This window comes from Thaumasiovibrio clandestinus (genome assembly GCF_047250365.1).
In the GTDB taxonomy this organism is placed as follows: domain Bacteria; phylum Pseudomonadota; class Gammaproteobacteria; order Enterobacterales; family Vibrionaceae; genus Thaumasiovibrio.
This window is the reverse complement of the sequence record NZ_JBLBVL010000017.1, coordinates 25,938-49,876: the sequence shown is the minus strand read 5'-3', so window position 1 is coordinate 49,876 and position 23,939 is coordinate 25,938. Positions and strand designations below refer to the sequence as shown.

Here is a 23,939-nt window from a genome sequence, read left to right as displayed (position 1 = left end):
TAAAGATGAGAACGATTATATTGTTATTCTCGCTTTTTCATGCTGCTACGCTGTTAGCTAAATCTTGGCAAGTAATCGATTATTCGCTTGATGGCCAGTGGCAACTCGAAATTGTAAACGTGAAAACGGCTCAACATGACCAACATTTAGTCAATGTGCCACATAACTGGGTAACGTCTGGGATAGACCATTCTGGAGAAGCTTACTATAGCCGGCAGTTTACACTAAACAAGTTAACAGAAGGCAGTCGCTACTGGTTAGAGTTGGATGCGGTTGATTATGAATCGCTTTCTATTATTAATGGCAAGCGTGTTGGAGAGCAAGCTGGTTATTTTATTCAATCAAAGAGTGAAATAACGCCTTTTATAAAGGTAGGTATAAACAATATTGATATTTGGGTTAATAGTCCAGATGAAGTTGCAAGTGAGGATTGGTCATTACATAAAACACTCATCAAGGGTGTGCTAAATCACCACGATACTCGCCCTGGCGGTGCGTGGTCGCTTGATGGCCAAGATCGAAATTCTGGAGGTATTTGGGGCAGCGTACGCATTAGAGAAACAGGGCCTGTTGCAGTTAGCAAGGTGAATATTCGTTCGAATGTAGATGATGTCGACTCTGAGTTAACACGCGCTCGTGCTGAAATAGAGCTAGATAGTCAACATAGGCAAACCGCATCAATTGAACTTAAAATTACCCCTAAACTGCATGGTTCTATTTTTTATGATGAGACGGAATTTTATCGTAAAGAGGTTGAATTGCCGAAAGGAGGCGGGCGGGTAGATATCACATTACCACAACTAAAACGGCGTCTGTGGTGGCCTTGGGATTGGGGTGAACCAGTCCTTTATGATGTGGATATTGAAGTACTAATTGATGGTGTGCTGTCGGATCGTTATCAAAACCAGTTTGGATTTAGAACGGTCGATTTTAACGACGAGAACGCGACGTTTTATCTTAATGAACAGCCCTATTTCATCCGCGGTACTAACTATATTGCCAGTCAATGGTTAGGCAGTATGAGCAAAGAAGATTACCACCATGATCTGACGTTGATGCAAAAGGCTAACGTAAACAGCGTGCGGGTTCATGCCCATGTTGCGGGTAATGCGTTTTATAACGCCGCTGATGAGCTAGGTTTTATTGTTTGGCAAGACTTCCCGTTGCAATGGGGATATGTTGACAATGAGGCGTTTATTCTCGAAGCGCAACGGCAAGCACAAGCAATGACCCTCCAGTTATCCAACCATCCGTCTATCGCTTTTTGGTGCGGCCAGAATGAACCACCGTGGGATGCTACATGGATGCAGTACAAGTATTCCACTTATCAAGCAACGCAGAACATCGCGCTGACAAAAGCGGTAGCCGAAACATTGGGTCAGGCTAACGATGGTCGCATTGTTAGAGCCGCTTCGTATACCAATGAACATCCTTGGTTAGGTTGGTATTCAGGCAGTTATAAAGATTATGCTGATTTTAGCTACCCTGCCATAGTGAGTGAGTTCGGTGCCCAAGCATTTCCTAATTGGCAATTGTTCAGTCAGATCTTAGGGAAAGAAGATTCAACATGGCCATGGGATGACGAGACAGTGTCACGTTTGATTTACCATAACTACCAGCCACATGAAACGATTAATATTGCCGGGGTATCATTAGGTGAAGATAAATCACATTTTTGGATAAATTCGCAAGAATATCAAAGGGTAGTGACCAAGTATGCAACTGAGCGACTAAGGTTAAATAGGTTTAATGGTCTTGCCGCTATTTATCAATTTATGTTTGTTGACAGTTGGCCATCAATATCTTGGTCGGTACTGGATGTAAACAGGCAACCTAAACCGGGGTATTTTGCATTACAACAGGCTTTTCAGCCACTGTTACCCATATTAAGCATTACTTACGATGATGAGAAAGGACCGTTACTGTCGGTTGATATTGTTAATGATGGGCTTCGAAATTATAACGAGAGTGTCGTCACAATATTGACCCCATATAGCGAAACGTCGTGGCAGTGGGCCGATGTCAGTATTGCAAAGAACCAGAAAGTAAACGTCGCGAATGAACTCGAATTGGATAGTACACCACTCTTTTTCTCTGTGGTGATAACCAATCAAGAGGGTGTTGTAATTAGTGAAAATCGTTATCAGCCACAAGATTTTTAGGGGAGTGAAATGGTAAAGCACATTTTCGTTTTGCTTTGTTGCTTATGGCCTGCGCATGTTGTGGCAGACGTAGAGATTGTTGTCAATCAACAAGGATATTTACCCAGTGGCGAAAAGTGCGCATATTTAATCTCTGCAGAAGAAAAGTCTGTCAAGTTACTCTCTTTCCATAACGATCAAGTGGTGCAGGAGGTCAATGTTGGCGCGGCTAAAACGCTACCTGATGGCCGAATAGTGAGGCCGCTTATTTTCGGAACCGTCGTTGCCGGGGGGTGGTACTACCTTCAGTCCGGTGATGTTGAGTCCGTTCCTTTCCAGATAAATGAGTCGGTTTACGATGGCCTTAACAATAGACTGGTTAGGGCTCTTTATCTCCAGCGTTCGGGGACTGTCGTCAGTGATGATGCAACAGGAATGCAACGTCCTGAAAGCCATATGCAAGATGGCATTGTCTATCGTACAGACATGTTGCATGCGAAAGGTGATTTTATTGATGTGGCAGGGGGTTGGTATGATGCCGGTGACTTTGGAAAGTATGTTGCAACCACTACTGTCACGGTCGCGAGGTTGCTTGAAGCCCATTTACAGTCTAGTCAAGGCGCTGTTGCTAACGATGGTGTGGCCGAAAAGTCCATCTTTCTTAATGAAGCGGAGTATGCGCTAGATTGGTTGTTAAAGATGCAGCGGGAAGATGGTGCGGTCTATAGAAAAGTGTCTGGTGCCCAGTGGCCAGCCAAAATTCCACCTTGGCAAGACCGTCAACAGCGCTATATCTATGGGGTGAGTACGCCTGAAACCGCAAAATTTGCCGCTACTATGGCTTTTGCTGCTCGGGTTTATAAGCCTTACGATATTAACCAGTATCGTATTTATCTAAAGGCAGCATTGCATGCTTGGAATTATTTGGAAACGCAGTCCGTTCAATATATTGATTGGCAATCAGGTGATGATAGTGGTTCTGGGCCTTATATAAAGAATAAAGAAGATATGGAGGTCTCGTTAGAGACAGATACGGATGACCGCTTGTGGGCACTATCTGAGCTATATATTACGACGGGGAATCAACGTTATCTCAAACTTTACGAGTCGCTATATACGCCGTCTCTGATTGCTATTTTTGAATGGAAGAACCCAATGTTAATGGGGCTTTGGCACTTGATACAAGCTGAAGATACAGAATTAACCAGACGGTTAACGGAAGACTTGAATGTGGTAGCCGAGCGCTATGTTCAGCAGGCTGCATCATCTCCATTCAGTGTTGCAAATCAGCGGTTTATTTGGGGTTCTAATAAGATGACCGCAGAGGCTGGCATTTTGGTTGCGTGGTCAGATATTGCGAACGGAAAGCGACAGTATCAAAGGGTTGTGCAATCTCAGCTTGATTATTTATTAGGCGCAAATGCTTTCAATATGAGCTTTGTGACCAATAGTGGTGTGTATAGCGTCAATAATTTACACCACTTATATCGTATTGCTTCAGGTGTTAGCTTGCCAGGTTTTTTGGTAGGCGGACCCAACGAAAAGGCGCAGGCAGGGGTCGCGCCGAAAGATCTTGGAATGCTGAGTTACGTGGACAGTGAAAAATCCTATGCAGTAAATGAGTTTGCGATTGATTACAACGCGAGCTTAATTGGGTTACTGGCCGTAAACCATGCTTATTTTAATTAGAGCGCCACGGAGTATAAGCAGATGGATTTTTATTTTAAGCGATTTGAACATCGTAAACCACCCGAACCAGTGCCATACAGCATGCCGCGAGAGTTGCTGTATCAATTCCTTGCGACATGTAGTTTAACGCTTGGCGCATGGTATTTGTGGTGGCGTTGGACGTCTGCGTTAAATTATGACGCGATGTGGTTTTCGCTCCCCTTAGTTTTTGCTGAGTCATGTGCTTATATTGGGTCGCTGCTGTTTACTTTTAACTTGTGGAAGACCAAAGACGAGCCCAAAAAATCGCCACCGCACACTATTAACGAGTGTTTGGCAGAAGGTGCGCCCGATGCTGATCAGGTTAGACCAATTAGTATTGATGTCTTTTTTCCCACCTATGACGAAGAGCCAGAGTTGGTAAAACTGAGCATTCTTGATGCGCAAAAAGTGCGATATCCTCACGATATCGATATTAAGATATTTATCTTAGATGATGGTAAGCGCCCAGCAATGGCAGCACTCGCCAGTGAAATGGGTGTTGAGTATATTACGCGGGAAAACAACATTGGCTATAAGGCCGGTAATTTACGTAATGCGCTGGAGCAAACCCATGGCGACTTTATCGTAATTTGTGATGCAGATACACGGCCTTTCCCGACCATACTAGAGCATACGATGGGTTACTTTAGAGACCCTGATGTCGCTTGGGTACAAACCCCTCAGTGGTTCTTTGATTTACCAGAAGGAGAGAGGCTTCCTAATACTCTAAGGAAAAAACTTGGCCGCTTTGGTGAGTTAATTGGTAAAGGTGTTGAGAGAATCTATGGGCCAGTAACACTAGGAGAAGATCCCTATGTGAATGATCCACAGATGTTTTATGACGTTATTCAGCGCAGACGGAACTGGGTTAATGCGTCTTTTTGTTGTGGTGCAGGCTCAATACACCGCCGAGAAGCTGTCATGGAAGCGGCACTACGTGCTTATAGCGAGCAAATTAGTAAAGAGCACGATGAAGTAGAAAAGCAAATTCGAAAAATCACCAAAGAAAAAAGTATCGATAGGGATATTTCCGAGAATCTACGTCAGGAAATAATTTTTGATACAGAATTTACCCCCTATAAATTCCACGTTTCGGAAGACATTTATACATCAATCGTGCTGCACTCTGACACCGATAGAAATTGGCGCTCAGTGATGCACCCTGACGTCGAAAGTAAAATGCTATCACCTCAAGACTTGCAGACATGGACGGTACAGCGGTTTAAATATTCTGGTGGGTCGATCGATATCTTTATGAACGATAATCCGATCTTTAGGAAAGGCTTATCACTGGGTCAGAAGTTAATGTATGGCGCGAGCTTCTGGTCAAACTTGTCGGCGGTGTGGAACATTATCTTTTTGCTCTGCCCGATCGTGTATTTCTTGACTAGCATTGCTCCAGTCAGTGCTTATGACACCACGTTCTATCTTCACTTCCTGCCGTTTATTTTAACTGCGGAAGTCGCAATGATGGTTGGTACTTGGGGAGTAGCTGGGTACAAAGGAAAAACCAATTTTCTCTCATTTTTCCCGGTCAATTTAAGGGCATTATGGACGGTATTACGAGGACGGAAGATCAGTTTCCCTGCGACGCCAAAGGAGCGACAAGATGGTTCATTTGGCACCTTAGTCATACCGCAGAAGATTATATTCGGTTTAAGCCTATTTAGTATGTTATTGGCATGGTTCGGTTTTTATACAGGGGTTTACGGAGACTATTCATTTGGTGGGTTAGTACTTAATTCATTTTGGATTATCAATAATATGATGGCGATGTGGGGCATGATTGCAGCAGCATATTGGACACCCCCATCTGATTCGGAGCAGGGACAGGCGTCTGAGGAGTTAAAGTATGGAGTTTAAACATGCCGTCGTGAATGCACGACATCATATCGTATTTATATTGGGCCTAATAACGGCGCTAGTTGTTGCTTTTAGCATAGAGACGCGCGATTACGGCCATGTGTTGGGCAATATTACCTTTGATGCGCCAGAAGAACTCCCTTATCGTGACAGTAGAGTGTTGTCTGAAGAGGAGTATCAGTGGGCAAATACTGCTTGGACCTATTTTGAAAACAACTATCAAGAGAATACCGGTTTGGTTAACTCTGTAGATGGTTATCCTTCAACTACGATGTGGGATACAGCCTCTTACTTAATGGGATTACTGGCTGCAGAGAAACTGAATGTCATCACTGAGTCCCAGTTTGATATTCGCATGGAAAAAGCACTGCAGACATTAGCGCGATTGCCGTTGATTGATGGTCAGTTACCCAATAAGGCCTATAACACGCAAACACTGGAGATGGTGGACTACGCGAATACCCCAGTTGAAAATGGCATTGGTTGGTCAGCGATCGATATCGGGCGTATTTTGGTGCCGTTAAATATCTTAATTTGGCAATACCCTAAATATAATTTGCATGTAAATAACGTGCTGAGCCATTGGGATGTTAGTGCCATGATTCAAGAAGGCTACCTGTATGGCTCACGTCCATCGCAACGCGATCCGAATGTTATGGAGCTGGTTCAAGAGGGCCGTATTGGTTACGAAGAGTACGCTTCAAAATCGATGTCACTAATGGGACGAGATGTGTTTAATGCCATGAAATACATTGATTATCTCGAGCTCATTGACATTGATGGCATCGAAATACCCACAGATAAACGTGATCCAGCGAAGTTCCATGCGCACAACTATGTTGTCAGTGAATCTTACATTCTGGATGCACTCGAGTTTGGTGCTGATAGTGTGTCTAAAATCTTTGCGCACCGAGTTTATAAAGCACAGGAAAACCGTTATGAGCGCACTGGTATATTAACGGCGGTTAGTGAGGATAATGTTGATGAAGCCCCTTACTTTGTCTACAACACCGTTTTCTCAGACGGTAAAGAGTGGAACGCTATTTCAGACCAAGGCGATGATATGTCTCACTTGAAAACGTTGTCTACAAAAGCCGCGTTTGGTTGGTATGCATTGTATGACACACCGTACACCAGTTTATTGATAGACGATGCTCAAACACTGTTTTCAGAAGATAAAGGTTGGTATTCAGGTCGATATGAGTCAGACGGAAGAACCAATAAAGCGATTACTGCGAATACCAATGGAATTGTTTTGGAATCTCTGGCGTACATTGAGAACGGTGCATTATTGAGTGTTGGTGTGAATTAATCCACCAAGGTGAGAGGGAGTGCGCTATGCGCTATATCATTGTTTGCTTATTTGGCATGATGCTTGCGGGATGTGGGAATCGATATAGTTCGTTTTCTCCTGATGTGGTGGAACGGAAAACACATTGGTCTATTCCTAAACCGCGCCACGGGGAGTTAACTGAAAAAGAGATGGACATGGCAAGGATTGCCTGGAAGTATTTTGAAAATAACTATCAGGAATCGACAGGCCTAGTGAATGCGGTAAATAATTACCCTTCGGTGACGTGGTGGGATGCTGCCTCCTATATGGCGGGGATGGTGTCTGCCTATGAGTTGGGTATTATTGAAAAAGAGGAATTTGATCGACGTTTTATTCGAATGCTCACAACACTGAATACACTCGATCTATTTATGGGGGAGTTACCGAATAAAGCCTATAACACGCAATCAGCGGCAAAGGTGGATTATGGTAACCAACCCGGGGAAATTGGCTATTCGGCGTTAGATTTGGGACGGTTGTTGATTTGGTTACATATCATTAAGCACCGTTATCCTGAGTATGCAACAGGCATCGATTCAGCAATATTGCGTTGGAATTTTTGTAATGTTGTTGATGAAAATGGAACCATGTTTGGCGCATTGCTTGAGCCGGACAAACCGGTTCAGTACCTTCAAGAAGGTCGCTTAGGCTATGAGGAGTACGCGGCAAAAGGCTTCCAATTGTGGGGGTTTGATACAACGCAGGCATCATTAGCGGAACCTTACGCCACCATTAATCTATTTGGTTACGATGTGCCATATGATACCCGTGACCCAAGAAAGCTTAAAGCGCATAGTTACGTTGTAACCGAAAGCTATGTGTTAGATGGTGTTGAGCTAGGTTGGGATGAGGTTTGGGATCGCACACCTCATGACGCTAACTACAGCAGTGATTGGATTGCGGAGTTTGCACTGCAGATCTATCGTGTTCAGGAAGAACGTTATAAGCAAACGGGGATTATTACTGCGCGAACTGAGCATCAGTTAGCTGGGCCTCCTTATTTCGTTTATGACACGATTTATACCGATGGTTTTGCGTGGAATACGATATCGGAAGTCGGTGAATATCTACCTCAATATTCAGCGGTAGCAATAAAGGGAGCTATGGGGATTTGGGCTTTATGGGATACTGAGTATTCAGATTTGTTGTTTGATCACGTCTCGCATGCGTATGATAGGGAGAAAGGATTCTATGAAGGTATTTTCGAAAATGGAACGGGCTTAATAGATACTTTCACATCAAATAATAACGGTATAACGCTAGAGATACTGCTGTATAAACAGCAAGGAAAATTACTGCAGTATCAGGATGATGTCGCGCCAAGTTTATGGGAAAAGGCTCTCGAATCACCATTTGGCTATGAGGGGCAGTGTTTACCGCGTAAGAACAGAAATGCCTCTAAGTAACCGTATTAGCTAAAGGGAATTTAATGCTTAGACACGCGGTGGTTCTGATTACCATAGTTTTATTGACTGCTTGCGGCGTGATCGTCAATGGTGTTCAAGATAAACTTGCGACGCTAGATAAATCGCAAATGATTCGGCAAGGGCGCTATGGAGCATTGTCAGAACAGGAATTGTTTTGGGCTGAGGTTGCGTGGAAATATATTGATAACAATACCAACCTCACGACGGGGTTGGTGAATGCGCTCGATAATTATCCGACGACTAATCTGACCAATCTGGCTGACTATTTGATTGCACTAGTTGCTGCCCAAGAGTTTGGGTTTGTTACGAGTAAAGAGCATGATGAACGCTTAACGTTAGTCATCAGTTTTTTGGCTGAAATGCCTTTAGGCATGACGGGCGTGCCAAATAAAGTGTATAGCACAGGCAGTGGGCATATGGTTGATTACGCGAATCAACCTGGCGAGCTAGGTTGGTCCTCGTTAGATATTGGCAGACTGTTAATTGCTTTAGCGATCACCAAACAACATAACCCTGAATTTTCTGAATATATAGATAAAGCTGTATTACGTTGGAACTTTTGTGAGTTGATTTCGGAAGAGGGCGAACTTTTTGGCGGGTCGATTTTTGACGGACAGGTTGAACGGTATAAGGAAGGCCGCCTCGGGATTGAAGAGTATACCGCTTATGGTTATTTAGATTGGCAAATCGTACCAGAGAAAGCGATGTTACTCGAACCGTATGAAGTGGTTACGATCAATGGTATCGACCTTTTGTTCGATGGCCGAGACCCAAGAGAGTATGATGTACTTCGTCCCGTCTATAGCACCCCTTATCTATTGTTAGGCCTCGAGTTTAACTGGGATAATATCACCGATTCAACATCGTCAGATGCAACGCACTCTAACCCTGTATTGGCGGCAATGGCTGACTCTGTTTATCGTCTTCAAGAATCTCGTTGGAATACTGATCGTATCTATACCGCACGTGGGGAGCACGTAGTCGCAGGAGACCCCTATTTTGTTTATGATGCTATTTATGCTTTGGGTACGCCTTGGATAACGATAGCGGAAGATGGGGCGGATTATGATGAGTTAGCGTTGGTGTCCACTCGCGTTGCATTTCAAATGTGGTCGTTATGGGAAACGGAGTACACCGACCGATTATTAACGTTAGTCCGGGAGTTGTATGATCCCGAAAGGGGATGGTATGAAGGACGTTACGAGCAAACCAGTAGCTACGAGAAGAGCATTACGCTCCAAACCAATGCAGGCGTTTTGGAAGCATTGTTATACAAGGTGAAAGGCAAGTTATATCAACCGAATGAACGTAAAGAGTATCGAGATGTACAGTTCGACTCGCGTTTTTATCACCCTGGGAAATGTTTGGTGGAGACTTTCCGATGAAGTTCGTAATCCAGAGTACCATTGTTGGCACGTGTTTGCTTTTCAGCGTTATGCTCTTTAGCGTTAGAGTCTATGCAAATGCCGTCGATATTACGTTGTCTCATTATTCCAAAGCGACCTATTTAGCCAGTCAAGGACAATATCTTCAAGCGGCAGAGCAGTGGCACCGCCTTACGGTTGCATTTTTAAGTGCAGAAGCGACATTAGGGCGTAAAAAGATGTGGCAGCACGCCGGCTTATCCGAAGCATTGGCGGCCATGTCTGCAGACAGGGCGAATGATGCCGTTGCTTATCAGTACTGGGCAGATAGTACACGGTATTTGATGACTGGTGGTGCTGATTGGTCACAGATGCAAAAACAATTACATCGCCGTTATGAGCAGATGAATACAATGTTAGCAACCCAGCTGCAAGTGACCGATCTGGCCGCAAGTATCGATTCAGAGTGGCAGCAAGACTTAACAACATTACAAATCTGGCGTGACAAGCTAGAGGTATTCCAGTTTCGTCAGCCAAGGCTGGGACTGAAAGACAAAACCATTTCACAACGAGACACGAATCAATTTCCACCTGCGCAGCCTATCCCAGCTTTACGCCATCCCCCGCGAGGCAAGAAGTTGAGTGGGTTGAGGACAAACCATGGTGGGGAGCAACATATTACGCCATCAGAAGTGGCGGAGAATGAGCTCGAATTAGAGTTGGATTCTCCTAACATTGCCCCTCTTAGTGATACGAGTATTAGTGGCGTTGCGGTTGAAGCAGAGAAGACGCTCAAGGGAGAAAAGACTGCTTTGCCGGAGGGTAATTCACCATTGCCTGAAGATGATGCCAATAATAATGTGATAACGCCATCGCAAAGCGGCAATGTCGCTAGGCAGCTGGTGGTTAAAGAGGCGCAGGTTAAAGTAGAAGCCTCACCCACAATGAGTAAAGGTATTATTGTTCGACCGTCACAAAGCACTCAACCCATCGCAACCTCACCGGTCTCTGCGCCATCTTCGTCCCTTTCTCATATTGCACCAGACGCGACGCAAGTAAATCAAACTGATGCTGGTGTTCGTATTGCACCGATAGAGCAGTATGATTTTACAGAAGAATCTATGTGACAGAACTGATTACACACCTTTTCATGTTTCACGTTCGTTACGAGATATTGATCTGCAAAATAGTTTGGCTATTTAATTGACTGCTGACTAGGCTTGTTTTAAGCCCTGTCTAATTAGGGTGACCTTATTGTTCATGTAAATTGCACATTAAGAAGGGACGACGAATGACTGAAGCAGAAAAAGTAGTTATGCAGGCAATAGAACAGTCGAGCAACACATTTGATTTGACGGAGCAAGGTGAGCAGGAGCGACTATTTGCGCTAGCGAATAAGCTTTGCTGTTTAAAAGACATTCCTATCGATTACTTTAAGCAGGTTGCTAGTCAGGATGGTTGCCCATTAGAGTTTAAATTAGCAGTGAAGTTAGTTGAAAGTCGCCGCTATTTGTTGAAAGTGACACAGCCTATATCAATTGGCATTGTATTTGCTATGTGGGGAGAGCAAAACCGATTGATGCCAAAGTCAAAACAAAACCCCAATGGTGAGGATTCCTTAAACGTTAAAATTGCCCAACTAAACTGGGTCACCCAAGGTACGCCTGTTGAATGGCATTTATACCCTGTTGATGACGGTTGTCCGCACAATAGTGCTGGTATTGCTCAGTCTATTGCATCGGAAAATACCAAGAGTGACCAAATTACCGTTATGCGCTTAGAGGAAGCGGTTCCAACGTCAGAGGGACCGTTAAGTCATCTGCCAAGTGCAGATGATTCTCGCAAAGGAGGTGCGATTATTTATGGTTGCCAGAAAGCGGTGCAAGATGGCAACGATTGCGTGGTATATACAGATGCTGATAACTCTGTACATTTGGGGCAACTCGGTTTATTGATTGAACCTTATATAAAAGAGGATGCAAAAGTCGTACTAGGAAACCGAAAACACCCAGACTCCATATTAGTTAAACAAGAAGAACGGTGGGGGGTTGGAATTAAAACGCTGCGTCATATGCAAAGAATGATTGGGCGTTCGATTTTTACCAAAGGAATTAAAGACACTCAGGCAGCGTTTAAGCTGTATGACAAACATGCCGTTAACGCGATACTGGAAGCGCCGTCGGTCTATGATTTTTCTTTCGATACAGATTGGATTTTGGCATCGATGGAGAAGGGCTATCAGATAACAACTGTTCCCTTTGCTTTCATTGACTCTGCGGCTGAATCTGCCTCCATTGTACAGGGGCCCATGACAACTTGGTATACATTACTGCATGGGCTTGCAAAAGCGGCACATGACAGACATGCTGATCATGACGTGTTAATGGCGCAAGTTTTTGAGGAAGAAGTTAAAAGCCACAAGGATTTAGAACTCATTATCGATTTATTACCTGCAGAGCTACGAGACGCTAAAGAGAGTGACTTAGGTAACCCTAAATTGATGTCGCCAATGCAATTGAAGCAGTGGTTAGTCAGTGTTAAAAGTCGGCAACCAACGATTGTGTGACACACCTTAGTCGCGCACACTAACGAGATAGACCAAAACGGCCTTTAGTAAAGGGCCGTTTTTTGTTTGTCTCAATAGTTTGTCATGTTTACTTCTTTTTAATCAGATAAAATAACCATAGATTAGGAGGTGTAAGGTATACACCGATTGAGGAGACAAAGCGTATCGACATTGTCATCTGCAAGGCTTGCAGGCATGGATTGAATAGTAGTTAGTAAATTCACGTAGCACTAAGGTAGTAAGATGACACAAAGCGTCATTTCGTTTATATCGAAAGAGGTAAATACCGTTGTTGTCGCTGGTAAGGTAGTCGAGTTGGCTGCCCCTGGTGATTACAGCGCTAAGTCGTTGCCATTGACAACAACATTGAAAAAGCAGCTGCCGCATTATCTAGATAATTACGACATGTACTCTTCATCTTGGGGAGAGATTAAGCTTGATAATCCTGTGTTGGCTTTCTCTTATGGAGCAGGACCCGAGGTCAATGCGCTTCTTGCACAAGAGGTTGTTGCACTACTCGATCAGGGTGTTATTCACGCGATAGTACAATGGGAGATTGCTGATATAGTTTCAGCACTCGCGCCAGAGTTAGCTGAACGACTCTCGGCAATACGACTTAGTGCAGGGGAGTCTTATATGAGTACTGCTGAAGTCGCCAGTAAAGCCCTTACCATGACAACACTGCGCCAGGTGACGATTGTTGCACAAGCTTGGCATATTACTCGCTGTATTCGGCAGTCATCACCGTTAGGGTGGCAATGCGCTGCAACGCGCGCCATTAATGAATTTGCGCCATCAGACCCACAACCTTGGGTACGTCATCCACTTGATTGGATCGTAAAAGAGAGCAGAATGCGCTATCAGGAATGTACAGATAGCATGGGTAAAGTGTGTGCTTGCACGCAATAACGATATTGATTATTAAACGAATTCTGATGCTTAGCTGACAGAAATCCATTGTTACATGCTAAAATAGCAACAATTATTTTTGTTAGTGTTTAGTTTTGTGAAAAAAGTCAGATCAAGCGTTCTTTTATTATTAGGTGTTTTTAATTCGTACACGTGGGCCGCGGAAGAGAAAAGCGACTATCGTTCAGCTGATTGGGGAATTGCTGCCACGGTAAGAACAGCCTCTATCCCATACGCAACGGATGACAATACAGTTTCTACTTTCCTACCGTTACTGTATTACAAGAATGACTACGTAATGCTAGACGGAACGGCCGCTGCTTTGCGTTTATTTAAACATGGCGAGACTGAAGTCAATGTCTTGAGTCGTATGCGCTTTGTTGATATTCCTAAGCAAATTCAAAACGAATTTGGTGGCGATACAGCCGATGTCGGCGTTCAGTTGCGTTACAACATCGACGATCGCTGGTGGGTAGCCTCTGAATTCATGTGGGATAACCGTTCACGCATGCACAGTAATCTAAGTGTGAGCGGTGAAATAGATTCAGGGCGGTTTGAATTTTATCCCAGCATGTCGCTTCGTTATAAGAGCGCAGACTTTAATCAGTACTACTTTGCAGGCGATATAAGTGAATTGGGTAGTGGTATCGAAGCGAAGGTGGGCATCGATACGCGCTATCATGTTTATTCCAATCTCTACTTGCTCGGCGGGGCACATGTAACAAGCTTTGATTCGGCCACACGCGGTAGTCCGTTAATTGATGCTGATTACCAAACTGAACTGTTCATGGGTTTTGGTTTCTTTAAGGATAAGAATAAACCTGCATCATCGCTAAGACACCAACCCTATTTTCGCGTCGCTCACGGCTGGGCTACACCATCAAATATTGGTGAAATTCTTGTCGGTGACACCGAGTCAGATCCGAACAATAACCAGTTAAGCTCCCTATTTTATGGCTTACCTATTGCTGATAATCTGTTTGGTTTTCCCCTTGAGATATACCTTACTCCTGGCGCAGTTTGGCATCACAAGAACACAGATCAAGCGACGGGCGCTGAATATGTTTTGGCGATTAAGGCATACAAAACATTCTACTGGCCAGTGACGTGGCGTGTTGGTTTTGCTGAAGGCTTATCGTATGTTAATAAGATCACGCAGTTAGAGCGTGAAGAAATGGAAAAAAAAGGTTATAAGCCAAGTAAATTACTGAATTATTTAGATATGTCTATTGATGTCAATGTAGGAAGCATACTAAATAAATCGGATTTGAATCCACTTTGGTTGGGGTATAGCTTACATCATCGCTCTGCCATTTTTGAGTCAGCATCGCAGTTTGGTCGCATTAAAGGCGGAAGCAATTACAACACAGTCTACCTACAGTGGCACTTCTAGAATAGCGCTCAGTTTAGGTTAGCTCAGTCAGTCGAGGCGTTAACTATTCGCTTCGACTTGTTGCCTGAAAGACACAGAAGATTGTGGAAGTTAGACAAAAAAATAGCCCGAAACGACTCCTGTCTCGGGCTTAGGGGAATGGCTCTTTACGAGCCTTGCGCTAACTTTTCATACTAGAGACTATAGTACAATCAGCGTAACTTTCCATTATTGATAATTAAAATAGTTATTTTAATTATTCTCACTCAGAGAATAAGTTCGTATCTCTGACTTGGTCTCGCGGTAAACCATTCTTTATACGGGACCCAACCCATTTTCCTAGTCCGATCACCATGTCTTTATAGCTGACTAATACATCGCCTTTGCCGCTCTCAAGGTCAGGGCGCACATCTCGACCCATGTACCATTCCTTGGCTAGCTCAGCCGTGAGTGACAATGCCTCAACATCTTGAATGGTAGCGAGAGCAAGAATACCTTCGTGTTGCCAACGTACGCCTTTTTTGTGTTGTTCACCGAGCTTAACGCCGATTCGCTGATAACGGATTTTGTTTATTATTGAATTGATTGCTTTAGGGAATAACCACAGCTCTCTGTCTCGAACCCACAATTGACTATCAGCTGGTAATGTCAGCTTAAGATCGTGTGATAATTGTGCTTGTACTGTGTCCTGATGTTTTGTTTCTAGTGCTGTAAACGGGAACTTGCCTTTTTTCGTTTTCAAAGCAGGCAGGGGGGTCGCAGTGCATTTTTTGAATCGGGCGACAAAGAAGCCTTCGGTATCATAAACGTGGGGGTAAACGTGCAAATAGCCTTCTGGGGTGATGCATTGTGCAGCACCATCGAATAGACTATCGAGTGGCTCAATTGTGACGGCGTCACCAAAAGTGGCTAGCAGGTGTTCACAGACCTGCTGGTTTTCATAGTGATTTAATGTGCAGGTTGAATAGACGAGCGTTCCGCCGGGCTTAAGCGCATGGAAAGCACTCTCTATCAGGTTTTTCTGAACACTGGCAATCTCTTTCACAGATTGCAATGTCCAGTTTTTCATAGCGTGCTCATCTTTGCGCATCGCACCTTCACCAGAGCATGGTGCATCAAGCAAGATTGAGTCGAAACTTTCTGGGAGCCATTCACCAAAAATGTTGGCATCGAAATGGGTAAGAGCAGCATTAAAAATGCCGCATCGTTGAATATTTGCAGCTAATACTTTAATCCTGCTTGCAGCATACTCGTTGGCAATCAGCACACCACGTTGTTGCATGGCGCTGGCAAGCTGGGTTGTTTTCGAACCGGGTGCCGCAGCCATGTCTAGAACGACATCCAAATTGTCATTATCGAACAATAATGCGGTAACCGGCATCATTGAGCTGGCCTCTTGAATATAGAACCAACCAGCTAAATGCTCCGCTGAGTTACCAAGCGGCGTTATCGACTCATCACAATCTATCCAGAATCCCTCATTGCACCAAGGCACAGGAATGAGAGCCCAGTTTTTTTCAACAGCTCGCTGTAAAAACTGTTTAACTGAGACCTTTAATGTATTCACTCTTATGCTTTTTCTCAGCGGACGACGACATGCATCGAGCACATCATTTAAAGCGATGTTATCGGGCAGCGTTGTTGAGAGTGTATCGATGTAACACTGGGGAATGTGGATATTGCTATGCAAAATTAAGTGCTCGGCTAGTATTGAATAGGCCGATTTTAGCACACAGAATTACAATTAATATGTTTACCTATACTATCAAGCTGCTAAATGACTTGCTGAGCATCCGACGCTTCCGTACCAACGTACAGAAGCGTTCCAATATTGTTGTTTAACGAGGAATGGCTGGGTTCCATGTCATCCATGTTGGATCGGCGGCTTCATGAAGGAAGAAAGGGCTAAGGTTATCTGCTTGCGCCTTTAATGGACCCGGAGGGGTAGCAAATGAGATGCCACCTTTAATAATGGAGTTGAGCGTACCCGCCTGAACGGATGCCCCGGTTAAACCAATATTGACTTCGAGTCCGGATTGATTCCAGAAGCGAGTATTGCTTCTTACCAAGTGTTGGTAAGGGGTATAAATCGTAATGCCGATATCAATGCGATCAGATAGCTGACCAAGTTCGACACTGCTTACTTCGCCAACTTGTAGCTGCCGATAAAGTACCGGTGAACCAATACTAATGTCATAGGTGCTGTGCGCTTGTAAATTCAAAGAAACCCCTTTTTGCTGATAGGCTCTTTCGTTGAGTTGAAATTGTTGTGCACTGTCTCCTGAACTGCCGGGCTGTACAGCGATATAGGTGGTGAGTAAAGATTCCAGGTTTTCAGACTGAGTGAGGCTGAGTTTTGGTTTTACCAGCCAAAAATAACTATCCTTTTGTGCCACGGTTTTACTGTATTCAGGGTAGATGGTGGCGTTGATTTGAATATTTCCTTGTGCAAAATTGGGTTCAACATGGAGTACTTCTCCCACGGTGACGCCGTGGTAGCGAATCGGTGTTGAGCGGGATATCGCCTTACCATCCTGTGCAGTAAAGGTGATTTCAATCCCTGCTTGTCTGGCTTGCTGTTCAGTATCAAATAGCCGGAAGTAGCCTTGCTGTTTGTTTTGTGTATTAGGGTGTTTATCAAATGCAATTCCGCCATTTAATAAGGTTTGTACAGGGCCAGCTTCAATATTAAAGCCAGTTAAGCCTGCATTAATCGTGACACCAGAGTAGTTCCAGAAGATCGTTTGGTCATCAATTAGGTAGGTATAGGCATTATTGATATCGAGAGAAATAATAACGTTGTCACCATTCACCACATATTCGCTGATTTTCCCAACTTTAATGTCTCGGTAAAAAACAGGGCTGCCCGCATCAAATCCCGGCTTTTTTTTATGAATAACTTGATAGCGCGTCGTACCATATTGATTGTTTGATGCTGTCGTCGCAGCTTGCTTGGTTGGATAGAGTTGATAGTGTGCAGCAAGCCCCTGAGCTCCTTTTGATGTAAAGGAGAGAGAAACCTGAATAAGGCGATGAAAAGGAAGTATGTCAACATTTACGCCATCTGCGGTTAGTGAAGCTTGTAATCCGCTATCAACGTAAAATTGGTTATCTTTTCTTAGCAAGTGCGCATAGCGGTTATCGATGACCAATACTGTTTTAATGCGATTATTATCCAGATGACTGCTCTTGACTTGACCGACGTTAATACCGCGATGCTTTACAGCAGTGCCTCTGCTGACACCAAAGGTGTTGTCTGAGTAGAGTGTAACTTCAATATGTTCTGGGTTATCAAAGAACAAGTCTTCGTGTGATGCTGCGATAAAATGGGTGCTCGGTTCACCTTCATTTTCACTAGCGATAAGGTGCAGAAAATCACCAAAAATCAGATTACTGATATTTTTTGAGTGCTGAAATGACAACTCAGCTTCTTCAATTAAGAAATAACTGTTATTGGTTAACAGGTGAGAAAACTCTGCATCAATAACGCCGTTTGCGACAACATGGTTGGAAACGGGATTAAAACGTCGCTCAGTCAATTTGCCAATAGGAACGTTTTGATAGACGATAGTATCTTGCTTAACCTGACGCCCTTGAGGCAGTTCGATAGAGATGCTGACGCCTCTTCCTGCGGCTTGAATATCAGGGTAGAGCACAAAGGTTGAGTCCGTTGCACCCTTGCCGTTAGGGGGGGAGTCAAAAGCAATCCCACCGAGCACTAAAGCTGAGAGTCCTTCCAGTTTAATATCTATTCCAGCGGTATCAATTTGTGTAGAGATACCACTAATATTCCAAAAGTGAGAGTTTTCTTTTACGAGATCTTCATAAGGTGAATGTATGACTGCATCTATGACCACCGATTGATTATCTTCGCTTAGTCGATGGTGATGTACCGCGCCAACGGGGATGCGGCGATAATAGATTTTAGATCCATTAGTGATGCCTTTAAGGTTGTCTGTAGTTAGCCTGATCGGTAGACCTTCAGTGACATCAATCGGCGCGTTATCGAGAGCTTTAAATAGCGTTGCTTGATTAGCGGCTTGGCCTGGCTGCAGTGCAATATAGTTACCCGCTACTAGCGCATCAAGCCCACTGATGCCTTCTATGGTTGCTTGTGGTTTAACTAACCAAAAGAGTGTGTCATCGCGCAGTGTATGTTGAGCATTGGGATAAATATCAGCAACAACGGAGATGCCGTTCATATTTTCAGCTAGGGCGACTTTTTTCACCATACCAATATCTAAGCCTTTGTACTTTATTGGCGTTCGGCCAGGGGTTAGCCCTTGAGCTGATTTAAATTCAATGGTGATTCGTGTACCTGCATCATTAATTGCGCCATAAATTAACCATGCTGCTAGCACCAATGAGAGAAGAGGCAATATCCAGAGAGGAGATATCGAGCGGTCATTACGAATGTCGGTGTTTGGGTGCTGATCATTGTTCATGGCGAATCCAAAATAAACGAGAGTCTAAGGCTTCAGTTGCAAGCATGGTTGTTACTACCACCACGGCAAAGGCGATTGCGCCTGGTCCTGGTGTAAAATCGAGTAGCTGACCTCGATCTAATAATGTCATCATGATAGCGATAACGAAAAGATCGAGTACGGACCATTTGCCTATCCAATGCACGATGCGATGTAGCTTCATACGTAGCAAGAGCCAACGTTGGCTTTTGAAATGGATGCAGAGTAATAGGTAAAACAGAACGATAACTTTAAGCAGTGGTACCAGTATACTGGCGGTAAAAATAATCGCAGCGATAAACGTCATATCACTGCGAATGAGGGATAAAATCCCAGAGAGGATAGTGTCTTCTAATTGTTGCCCATTCGTGATCAGTATTGATATGGGGTAAAGGTTGGCTGGAAGTAGAAAACATGTCGCGGTGATCAAGTAAGCCCAACAGCGTTGTAGGCTCAGTGTGTTGGGTTTCGTTATTTTGCGTTTGCAGCGAATGCAATCAGCAGTAATACGTTGAGTTAGTTCACAGTTACTGCAATGAACAAGCGATGTTGATAAGCGTCCTTCATTATGATTTAACGGTGCCCACGCATGCCAATAGCGTTGATTGTGCGTCCGGCTCAGTAATAGGATCAGTAAAATCTGCGCTGTAACTAGTGCGTATAGTGCGACATCAAATTGAATGCTGGCATAGTCACGAATTTTAAAACAGGAAACAGCGAGGCTGACCAGGTAGACATCTATCATTACCCAAGGCATTAGTAACTTTCTTGCACGCATGGCGGATGAAAAGATAACGAAATGTTCTTTCTTTAAGCTGAGATGAATGGCCAGTGTTATCAAAATGAAAAGTGTTGGCGCTAAAGAACCGCAAAAGAAAACCAGCCCAGCGACCAAAGGCGAGCCACTATCAAAGAGTTGTTTTACGCCATCTAATAAAGTCGCTGGGATATCAACGTCGAAGAGATTTATCGTAATTAAAGGAAAAACATGGAGAGGAACCAATAATATTAAACAGGCAAAAACAATTGCCAGTTCGGCATTAAGTGAAAGAACGCCTCCTTTATGCAATTGAGTTTCACAACGTGGACAGTAGCTACTGAGCTGTTCATCCATCTGGCGTTGAGTCAGTGTCATGTTACAACCAGTACATATAATGGTTTGTTGCTTTAACCATGGCACAGTATTAAATCGCTTCGTAATAACCGTAATGCATGTAGTATAAAACCATTTAGTCTCAATGTGTTACAAAAATAGTCCAATAGCAGGTCTAACCACCGGGCGTTGTTTGATAAATGCCTTATGCTTTCATTTTGATTCCTGTAGGCTAAGTACTTCTGGTTTACGTGGTTAGAGTAACGGGTAAGGGAAGTAAGAGAAGCGTATGGGAAAGGTGTCTAGCTTTTATCAGCAACTGACGAAACAAGCATTAGGACTAGTTGATGGCGTAGATAATCGAATTAGTAACTTAGCTAATTTAAGTGCGTTACTTAATATGGCGCTAGATCGTACTAACTGGGTTGGGTTCTATTTGCTAAAGGGTGACATGTTGGAGCTTGGCCCGTTTCAAGGGAAGCCTGCGTGTATTAAAATTCCTGTCGGCAAAGGTGTATGTGGTACTGCAGTGTCGAGTAAGAGTGTGCAAAGAATTGATGATGTGCATCAGTTTGATGGTCATATTGCTTGTGATGCTGCGAGTAATTCCGAAATAGTCATCCCACTTTATGTCAATGAGCAATGCATTGGTGTCTTGGATATTGATAGTCCCGAATTGTCAAGATTTGGTCAAGAGGATGAGATTGGCTTGGTATATTTCATTGAAACTGTACAAAAACATCTCTAACGTCGATTCAAAGGTGGTTTTTCGTATAGAGCACACTATAATAGCCAGCATCATATTTTGTATTGTACAACCTGCAAGCGTTTAGTTTGCACCTTTTGAGAATATTCATGGATAACACTGAAAAGCTAACGAACAGCAAAGAAATTATCGCGTATATTGCTGAACGTTTCCCTAAATGTTTCACGCTGGAAGGCGAAGCAAAACCTCTGAAAATTGGTATCTTCCAAGACTTGGCAGAGCGTTTAAATGACGACCCTAAAGTAAGTAAAACACAGTTACGTGCAGCACTTCGCCAGTACACTTCTTCATGGCGTTACCTACACGGGGTAAAAGTCGGCGCGAAACGTATTGATCTTGATGGTGTTGAAGGTGACGAGCTAGAGCAAGAACACGTTGAGCATGCGAAGCAAGCATTGGCTGAAAGTAAGGCCCGTGTACGTGAGCGTCGCAAAGAGCAGGCAGTGAAAGAGAAAAAAGCAGCAGCTCAAGATAAAAAAGAGCAGAAAGTTCGTGCAAATTCTGCTAAACCTAGAAACAATAAGAAAAAAACGACTAAACTAAATGAAAAACCTGTCGTTGAAACTCGTCAGCTATCAGCAGATGAAATTCAAGTTGGTAAGCAGGTGAACGTAAATATGGGTACCGGCAATATGCCTGCATCCATTGTTGAAGTTAATAAGGACGAAGTACGAGTCCGTTTGACTAATGGTCTTACTATGTTGGTTAAAGCGGATCACCTTCGTTCGTAAAGGAGAACACTCGACGCATGAAATGTCGATACCGCTTTTCAATAATTGCTGCCAGTATGTTTCTGGCAGCAACTTCTCAGGCACTAGATAGTTCCTACTCGATCGAAGATGTGCCTCATTTGCATGCTGAAAAGCAACATGCAACTGCCAGTAAACGTGTTACCTCGCGTTTCACTCGTTCCCACTATAAACAGTTCAAATTAGATGATGCATTTTCTCAAGCTATCTTTGAGCGTTATCTAAGTATGCTTGATTACAACAAAAGCTTTCTGATCCAAAGTGATATTGAACAGCTTGCTCGTTGGGAAGACAAGTTTGATGACTTATTGCGCTCTGGCGATTCGATCGCAGCTTATGATATTTTCAATACTGTATTGATCAAGCGTTTCGAACGTTTTGAGTATGCGCTAAGTTTGCTTGAAGAACCGTTCGATTTTACATTGGACGACGAGTTTGTTGTTGATCGTAGTGACTCCCCTTGGCCTGCTGACCAAAATGAATTGAATGCTATTTGGCAATCAAGAGTTAAGTATGATGCGCTTAATCTCAAACTGGCAGGTAAAAATTGGGATGAAACTAAAGAGACACTGTCTAAGCGGTATAATAATGCCATTAAACGCCTGATTCAGACCAATAATGAGGATGTATTTCAACTTTATATGAATGCATTCGCAAGGGAAGTCGACCCGCATACCAGCTATCTCTCTCCTCGAAATGCAGAGCAATTTCAATCAGAGATGAATTTGTCACTTGAAGGTATTGGTGCAGTTTTACAAACGGAAGATGAATATACTGTTATTCGTTCATTAGTCGCTGGTGGACCAGCATCAGGTTCTAAGCAGCTGTCTCCAGGTGATAGAATTATTGGCGTTGGGCAAAAAGACGATAAAGTGGTCGATGTTATCGGTTGGCGTTTGGATGACGTTGTTCAGTTAATTAAAGGCCCCAAAGGTAGCGAAGTTATTTTGGAAATTCTTCCAGAAGGACCAAATGCCAAAAGTTATTCTGTAAAAATAGTTAGAGATAAAATTCGCCTTGAAGATCGGGCTGCAAAGTCAGAGGTGCTAGAATTCGGTGACATGAGTGTAGGGGTGATTGAGATCCCCAGCTTTTACGTCGGATTAAGTGAAGATACAAAAAAAGAGTTAGCAAAACTTAATAAAGACAACATCGATGGCCTAGTTATTGACTTGCGCAACAACGGTGGCGGTGCGTTAACTGAAGCGACAGCACTGACTGGTTTGTTTATAAAAGCTGGTCCAGTTGTACAAGTTCGGGATAGCTATGGACGCGTTAAGGTTAATGGGGATTCGGATCAACACATTTACTTTGATGGCCCAATGACCGTATTGATTAACCGTTATAGTGCCTCGGCATCAGAGATTTTTGCTGCAGCAATGCAAGATTATGGTAGAGCTGTTATTGTTGGCGAGCAATCTTTTGGTAAAGGAACGGTACAGCAACATCGTTCGTTGAATCATATTTATGATTTGTTCGATAATGCGTTGGGTCATGTACAGTATACCATTCAGAAGTTTTATCGAATAAATGGTGGAAGTACACAACATTTAGGTGTAGTGCCAGACATTCCATTCCCAACGGCGGTTGATGCTGCTGAGACGGGCGAAAGCGTCGAAGATAATGCGTTACCATGGGATAGTATTGAGCCTGCGCAGTACAAAATGGTCAAAGACAAGTCTGCGGCGATTCAACAGTTAGCACAACAGCATTTAGCTAGAATTGAAAATAGCATGGAATTTGGTTTTATTCTTGAAGATATCGCTAAATACCAGACAGATAAAGATCGTAATACGATTGCACTGAGTTATCAAAAGCGCATTGAGGAGCAAGAGCAAGAAGATAAAGCGCGCTTAGACAGACTAAACCTTCGTCAAAAAGCATTGGGAGAAGATGCTTTTGAGTCGTTGGATGATGTGCCAAAGGATTATGAAGTTCCGGATGTTTACTTAGATGAAGCGGCACGAATTACACTAGATCTGTTACAGGTTTGAGTGAGTTAATGTGTTCGTTGGAAAAGGCAGCCATTTTGGCTGCCTTTTTTGTTTTTTCAAACAGTTACTATCAGAGTAATCTTAGTGACATTAATAATTTGCGGTGAAAATTATTGTCATTCTCATTATTGTGCTAGAAGAATTCCTGACTAAGCTCTATGGTTATTAGATAGGCCGCCATGGGGGATG

Annotated in this window: 16 protein-coding genes; 13 read left to right on the top strand and 3 right to left on the bottom strand. The window is 43.5% G+C overall.

Annotated elements, in window-relative coordinates; genetic code table 11:
* Positions 1-5 precede the first annotated feature (5 nt).
* From ACKLNH_RS17155 to ACKLNH_RS17110, 10 genes are all read left to right on the top strand, one after another.
* Positions 6-2,162, top strand: a complete 2,157-nt coding sequence (locus ACKLNH_RS17155) for a glycoside hydrolase family 2 protein (protein WP_413113483.1) — start codon at positions 6-8, stop codon at positions 2,160-2,162.
* A 9-nt stretch (positions 2,163-2,171) separates the two neighbouring features.
* A complete protein-coding gene (locus tag ACKLNH_RS17150; RefSeq protein ID WP_413113482.1) occupies positions 2,172-3,830 on the top strand; it encodes a glycoside hydrolase family 9 protein in 1,659 nt (552 codons plus the stop codon).
* Positions 3,831-3,851: 21 nt separating this feature from the next.
* Positions 3,852-5,714: a glycosyltransferase gene (locus tag ACKLNH_RS17145; RefSeq protein ID WP_413113481.1), complete on the top strand. Its 1,863-nt coding sequence runs from the start codon at positions 3,852-3,854 to the stop codon at positions 5,712-5,714.
* Complete coding sequence (locus ACKLNH_RS17140; RefSeq protein WP_413113480.1) at positions 5,704-7,026, top strand: DUF3131 domain-containing protein; 1,323 nt, start codon at positions 5,704-5,706, stop codon at positions 7,024-7,026. Before ACKLNH_RS17145 ends, ACKLNH_RS17140 begins: the two co-directional genes overlap by 11 nt.
* A 26-nt stretch (positions 7,027-7,052) precedes the next feature.
* Positions 7,053-8,453 carry a DUF3131 domain-containing protein gene (locus ACKLNH_RS17135; protein WP_413113479.1) on the top strand — a complete coding sequence of 467 codons (1,401 nt, stop codon included), beginning with the start codon at positions 7,053-7,055 and terminating at the stop codon, positions 8,451-8,453.
* Between the two features lie 23 nt (positions 8,454-8,476).
* Positions 8,477-9,859, top strand: coding sequence for a DUF3131 domain-containing protein (locus ACKLNH_RS17130; protein ID WP_413113478.1), 1,383 nt, complete (start codon positions 8,477-8,479; stop codon positions 9,857-9,859).
* Positions 9,856-10,965, top strand: a complete 1,110-nt coding sequence (locus ACKLNH_RS17125; RefSeq protein ID WP_413113477.1) for a hypothetical protein — start codon at positions 9,856-9,858, stop codon at positions 10,963-10,965. Before ACKLNH_RS17130 ends, ACKLNH_RS17125 begins: the two co-directional genes overlap by 4 nt.
* A gap of 164 nt (positions 10,966-11,129) precedes the next feature.
* Complete coding sequence (locus ACKLNH_RS17120; protein WP_413113476.1) at positions 11,130-12,404, top strand: glycosyltransferase; 1,275 nt, start codon at positions 11,130-11,132, stop codon at positions 12,402-12,404.
* 243 nt (positions 12,405-12,647) lie between these two features.
* Positions 12,648-13,313, top strand: coding sequence for a beta/alpha barrel domain-containing protein (locus ACKLNH_RS17115; RefSeq protein WP_413113475.1), 666 nt, complete (start codon positions 12,648-12,650; stop codon positions 13,311-13,313).
* Positions 13,314-13,410: 97 nt separating this feature from the next.
* On the top strand, positions 13,411-14,706 hold the full coding sequence (locus ACKLNH_RS17110) for a MipA/OmpV family protein (protein ID WP_413113474.1): 1,296 nt from the start codon (positions 13,411-13,413) through the stop codon (positions 14,704-14,706).
* 241 nt (positions 14,707-14,947) lie between these two features.
* Here the strand turns inward: ACKLNH_RS17110 and rsmF are convergent, their stop codons facing one another.
* The 3 genes from rsmF to ACKLNH_RS17095 form a co-directional block, all read right to left on the bottom strand.
* Entirely contained in the window at positions 14,948-16,375 is a 1,428-nt protein-coding gene (rsmF, locus tag ACKLNH_RS17105; protein WP_413113515.1) for a 16S rRNA (cytosine(1407)-C(5))-methyltransferase RsmF, read from the bottom strand.
* A gap of 148 nt (positions 16,376-16,523) precedes the next feature.
* On the bottom strand, positions 16,524-19,130 hold the full coding sequence (locus ACKLNH_RS17100; RefSeq protein ID WP_413113473.1) for a PqiB family protein: 2,607 nt from the start codon (positions 19,128-19,130) through the stop codon (positions 16,524-16,526).
* A complete protein-coding gene (locus ACKLNH_RS17095) occupies positions 19,120-20,328 on the bottom strand; it encodes a PqiA/YebS family transporter subunit (RefSeq protein WP_413113472.1) in 1,209 nt (402 codons plus the stop codon). The genes ACKLNH_RS17100 and ACKLNH_RS17095 overlap by 11 nt, the downstream gene beginning before the upstream one ends.
* A gap of 202 nt (positions 20,329-20,530) precedes the next feature.
* Here ACKLNH_RS17095 and ACKLNH_RS17090 point away from each other — a divergent pair, with 202 nt between their 5' ends.
* The 3 genes from ACKLNH_RS17090 (at position 20,531) to prc (ending at position 23,750) form a co-directional block, all read left to right on the top strand.
* A complete protein-coding gene (locus tag ACKLNH_RS17090; RefSeq protein ID WP_413113471.1) occupies positions 20,531-20,989 on the top strand; it encodes a GAF domain-containing protein in 459 nt (152 codons plus the stop codon).
* A 107-nt stretch (positions 20,990-21,096) separates the two neighbouring features.
* On the top strand, positions 21,097-21,738 hold the full coding sequence (gene proQ / locus ACKLNH_RS17085; RefSeq protein WP_413113470.1) for an RNA chaperone ProQ: 642 nt from the start codon (positions 21,097-21,099) through the stop codon (positions 21,736-21,738).
* 17 nt (positions 21,739-21,755) lie between these two features.
* Positions 21,756-23,750, top strand: coding sequence for a carboxy terminal-processing peptidase (gene prc / locus ACKLNH_RS17080; RefSeq protein ID WP_413113469.1), 1,995 nt, complete (start codon positions 21,756-21,758; stop codon positions 23,748-23,750).
* Positions 23,751-23,939 lie beyond the last annotated feature (189 nt).

Bases quoted from the DNA above. Each gene is read 5' to 3' on its own strand.
- ACKLNH_RS17155 (WP_413113483.1), top strand. From the start codon at position 6: ATGAGAACGATTATATTGTTATTCTCGCTTTTTCATGCTGCTACGCTG.
- ACKLNH_RS17150 (WP_413113482.1), top strand. From the start codon at position 2,172: ATGGTAAAGCACATTTTCGTTTTGCTTTGTTGCTTATGGCCTGCGCAT.
- ACKLNH_RS17145 (WP_413113481.1), top strand. From the start codon at position 3,852: ATGGATTTTTATTTTAAGCGATTTGAACATCGTAAACCACCCGAACCA.
- ACKLNH_RS17140 (WP_413113480.1), top strand. From the start codon at position 5,704: ATGGAGTTTAAACATGCCGTCGTGAATGCACGACATCATATCGTATTT.
- ACKLNH_RS17135 (WP_413113479.1), top strand. From the start codon at position 7,053: ATGCGCTATATCATTGTTTGCTTATTTGGCATGATGCTTGCGGGATGT.
- ACKLNH_RS17130 (WP_413113478.1), top strand. From the start codon at position 8,477: ATGCTTAGACACGCGGTGGTTCTGATTACCATAGTTTTATTGACTGCT.
- ACKLNH_RS17125 (WP_413113477.1), top strand. From the start codon at position 9,856: ATGAAGTTCGTAATCCAGAGTACCATTGTTGGCACGTGTTTGCTTTTC.
- ACKLNH_RS17120 (WP_413113476.1), top strand. From the start codon at position 11,130: ATGACTGAAGCAGAAAAAGTAGTTATGCAGGCAATAGAACAGTCGAGC.
- ACKLNH_RS17115 (WP_413113475.1), top strand. From the start codon at position 12,648: ATGACACAAAGCGTCATTTCGTTTATATCGAAAGAGGTAAATACCGTT.
- ACKLNH_RS17100 (WP_413113473.1), bottom strand. From the start codon at position 19,130: ATGAACAATGATCAGCACCCAAACACCGACATTCGTAATGACCGCTCG.
- ACKLNH_RS17090 (WP_413113471.1), top strand. From the start codon at position 20,531: ATGGGAAAGGTGTCTAGCTTTTATCAGCAACTGACGAAACAAGCATTA.
- proQ (WP_413113470.1), top strand. From the start codon at position 21,097: ATGGATAACACTGAAAAGCTAACGAACAGCAAAGAAATTATCGCGTAT.
- prc (WP_413113469.1), top strand. From the start codon at position 21,756: ATGAAATGTCGATACCGCTTTTCAATAATTGCTGCCAGTATGTTTCTG.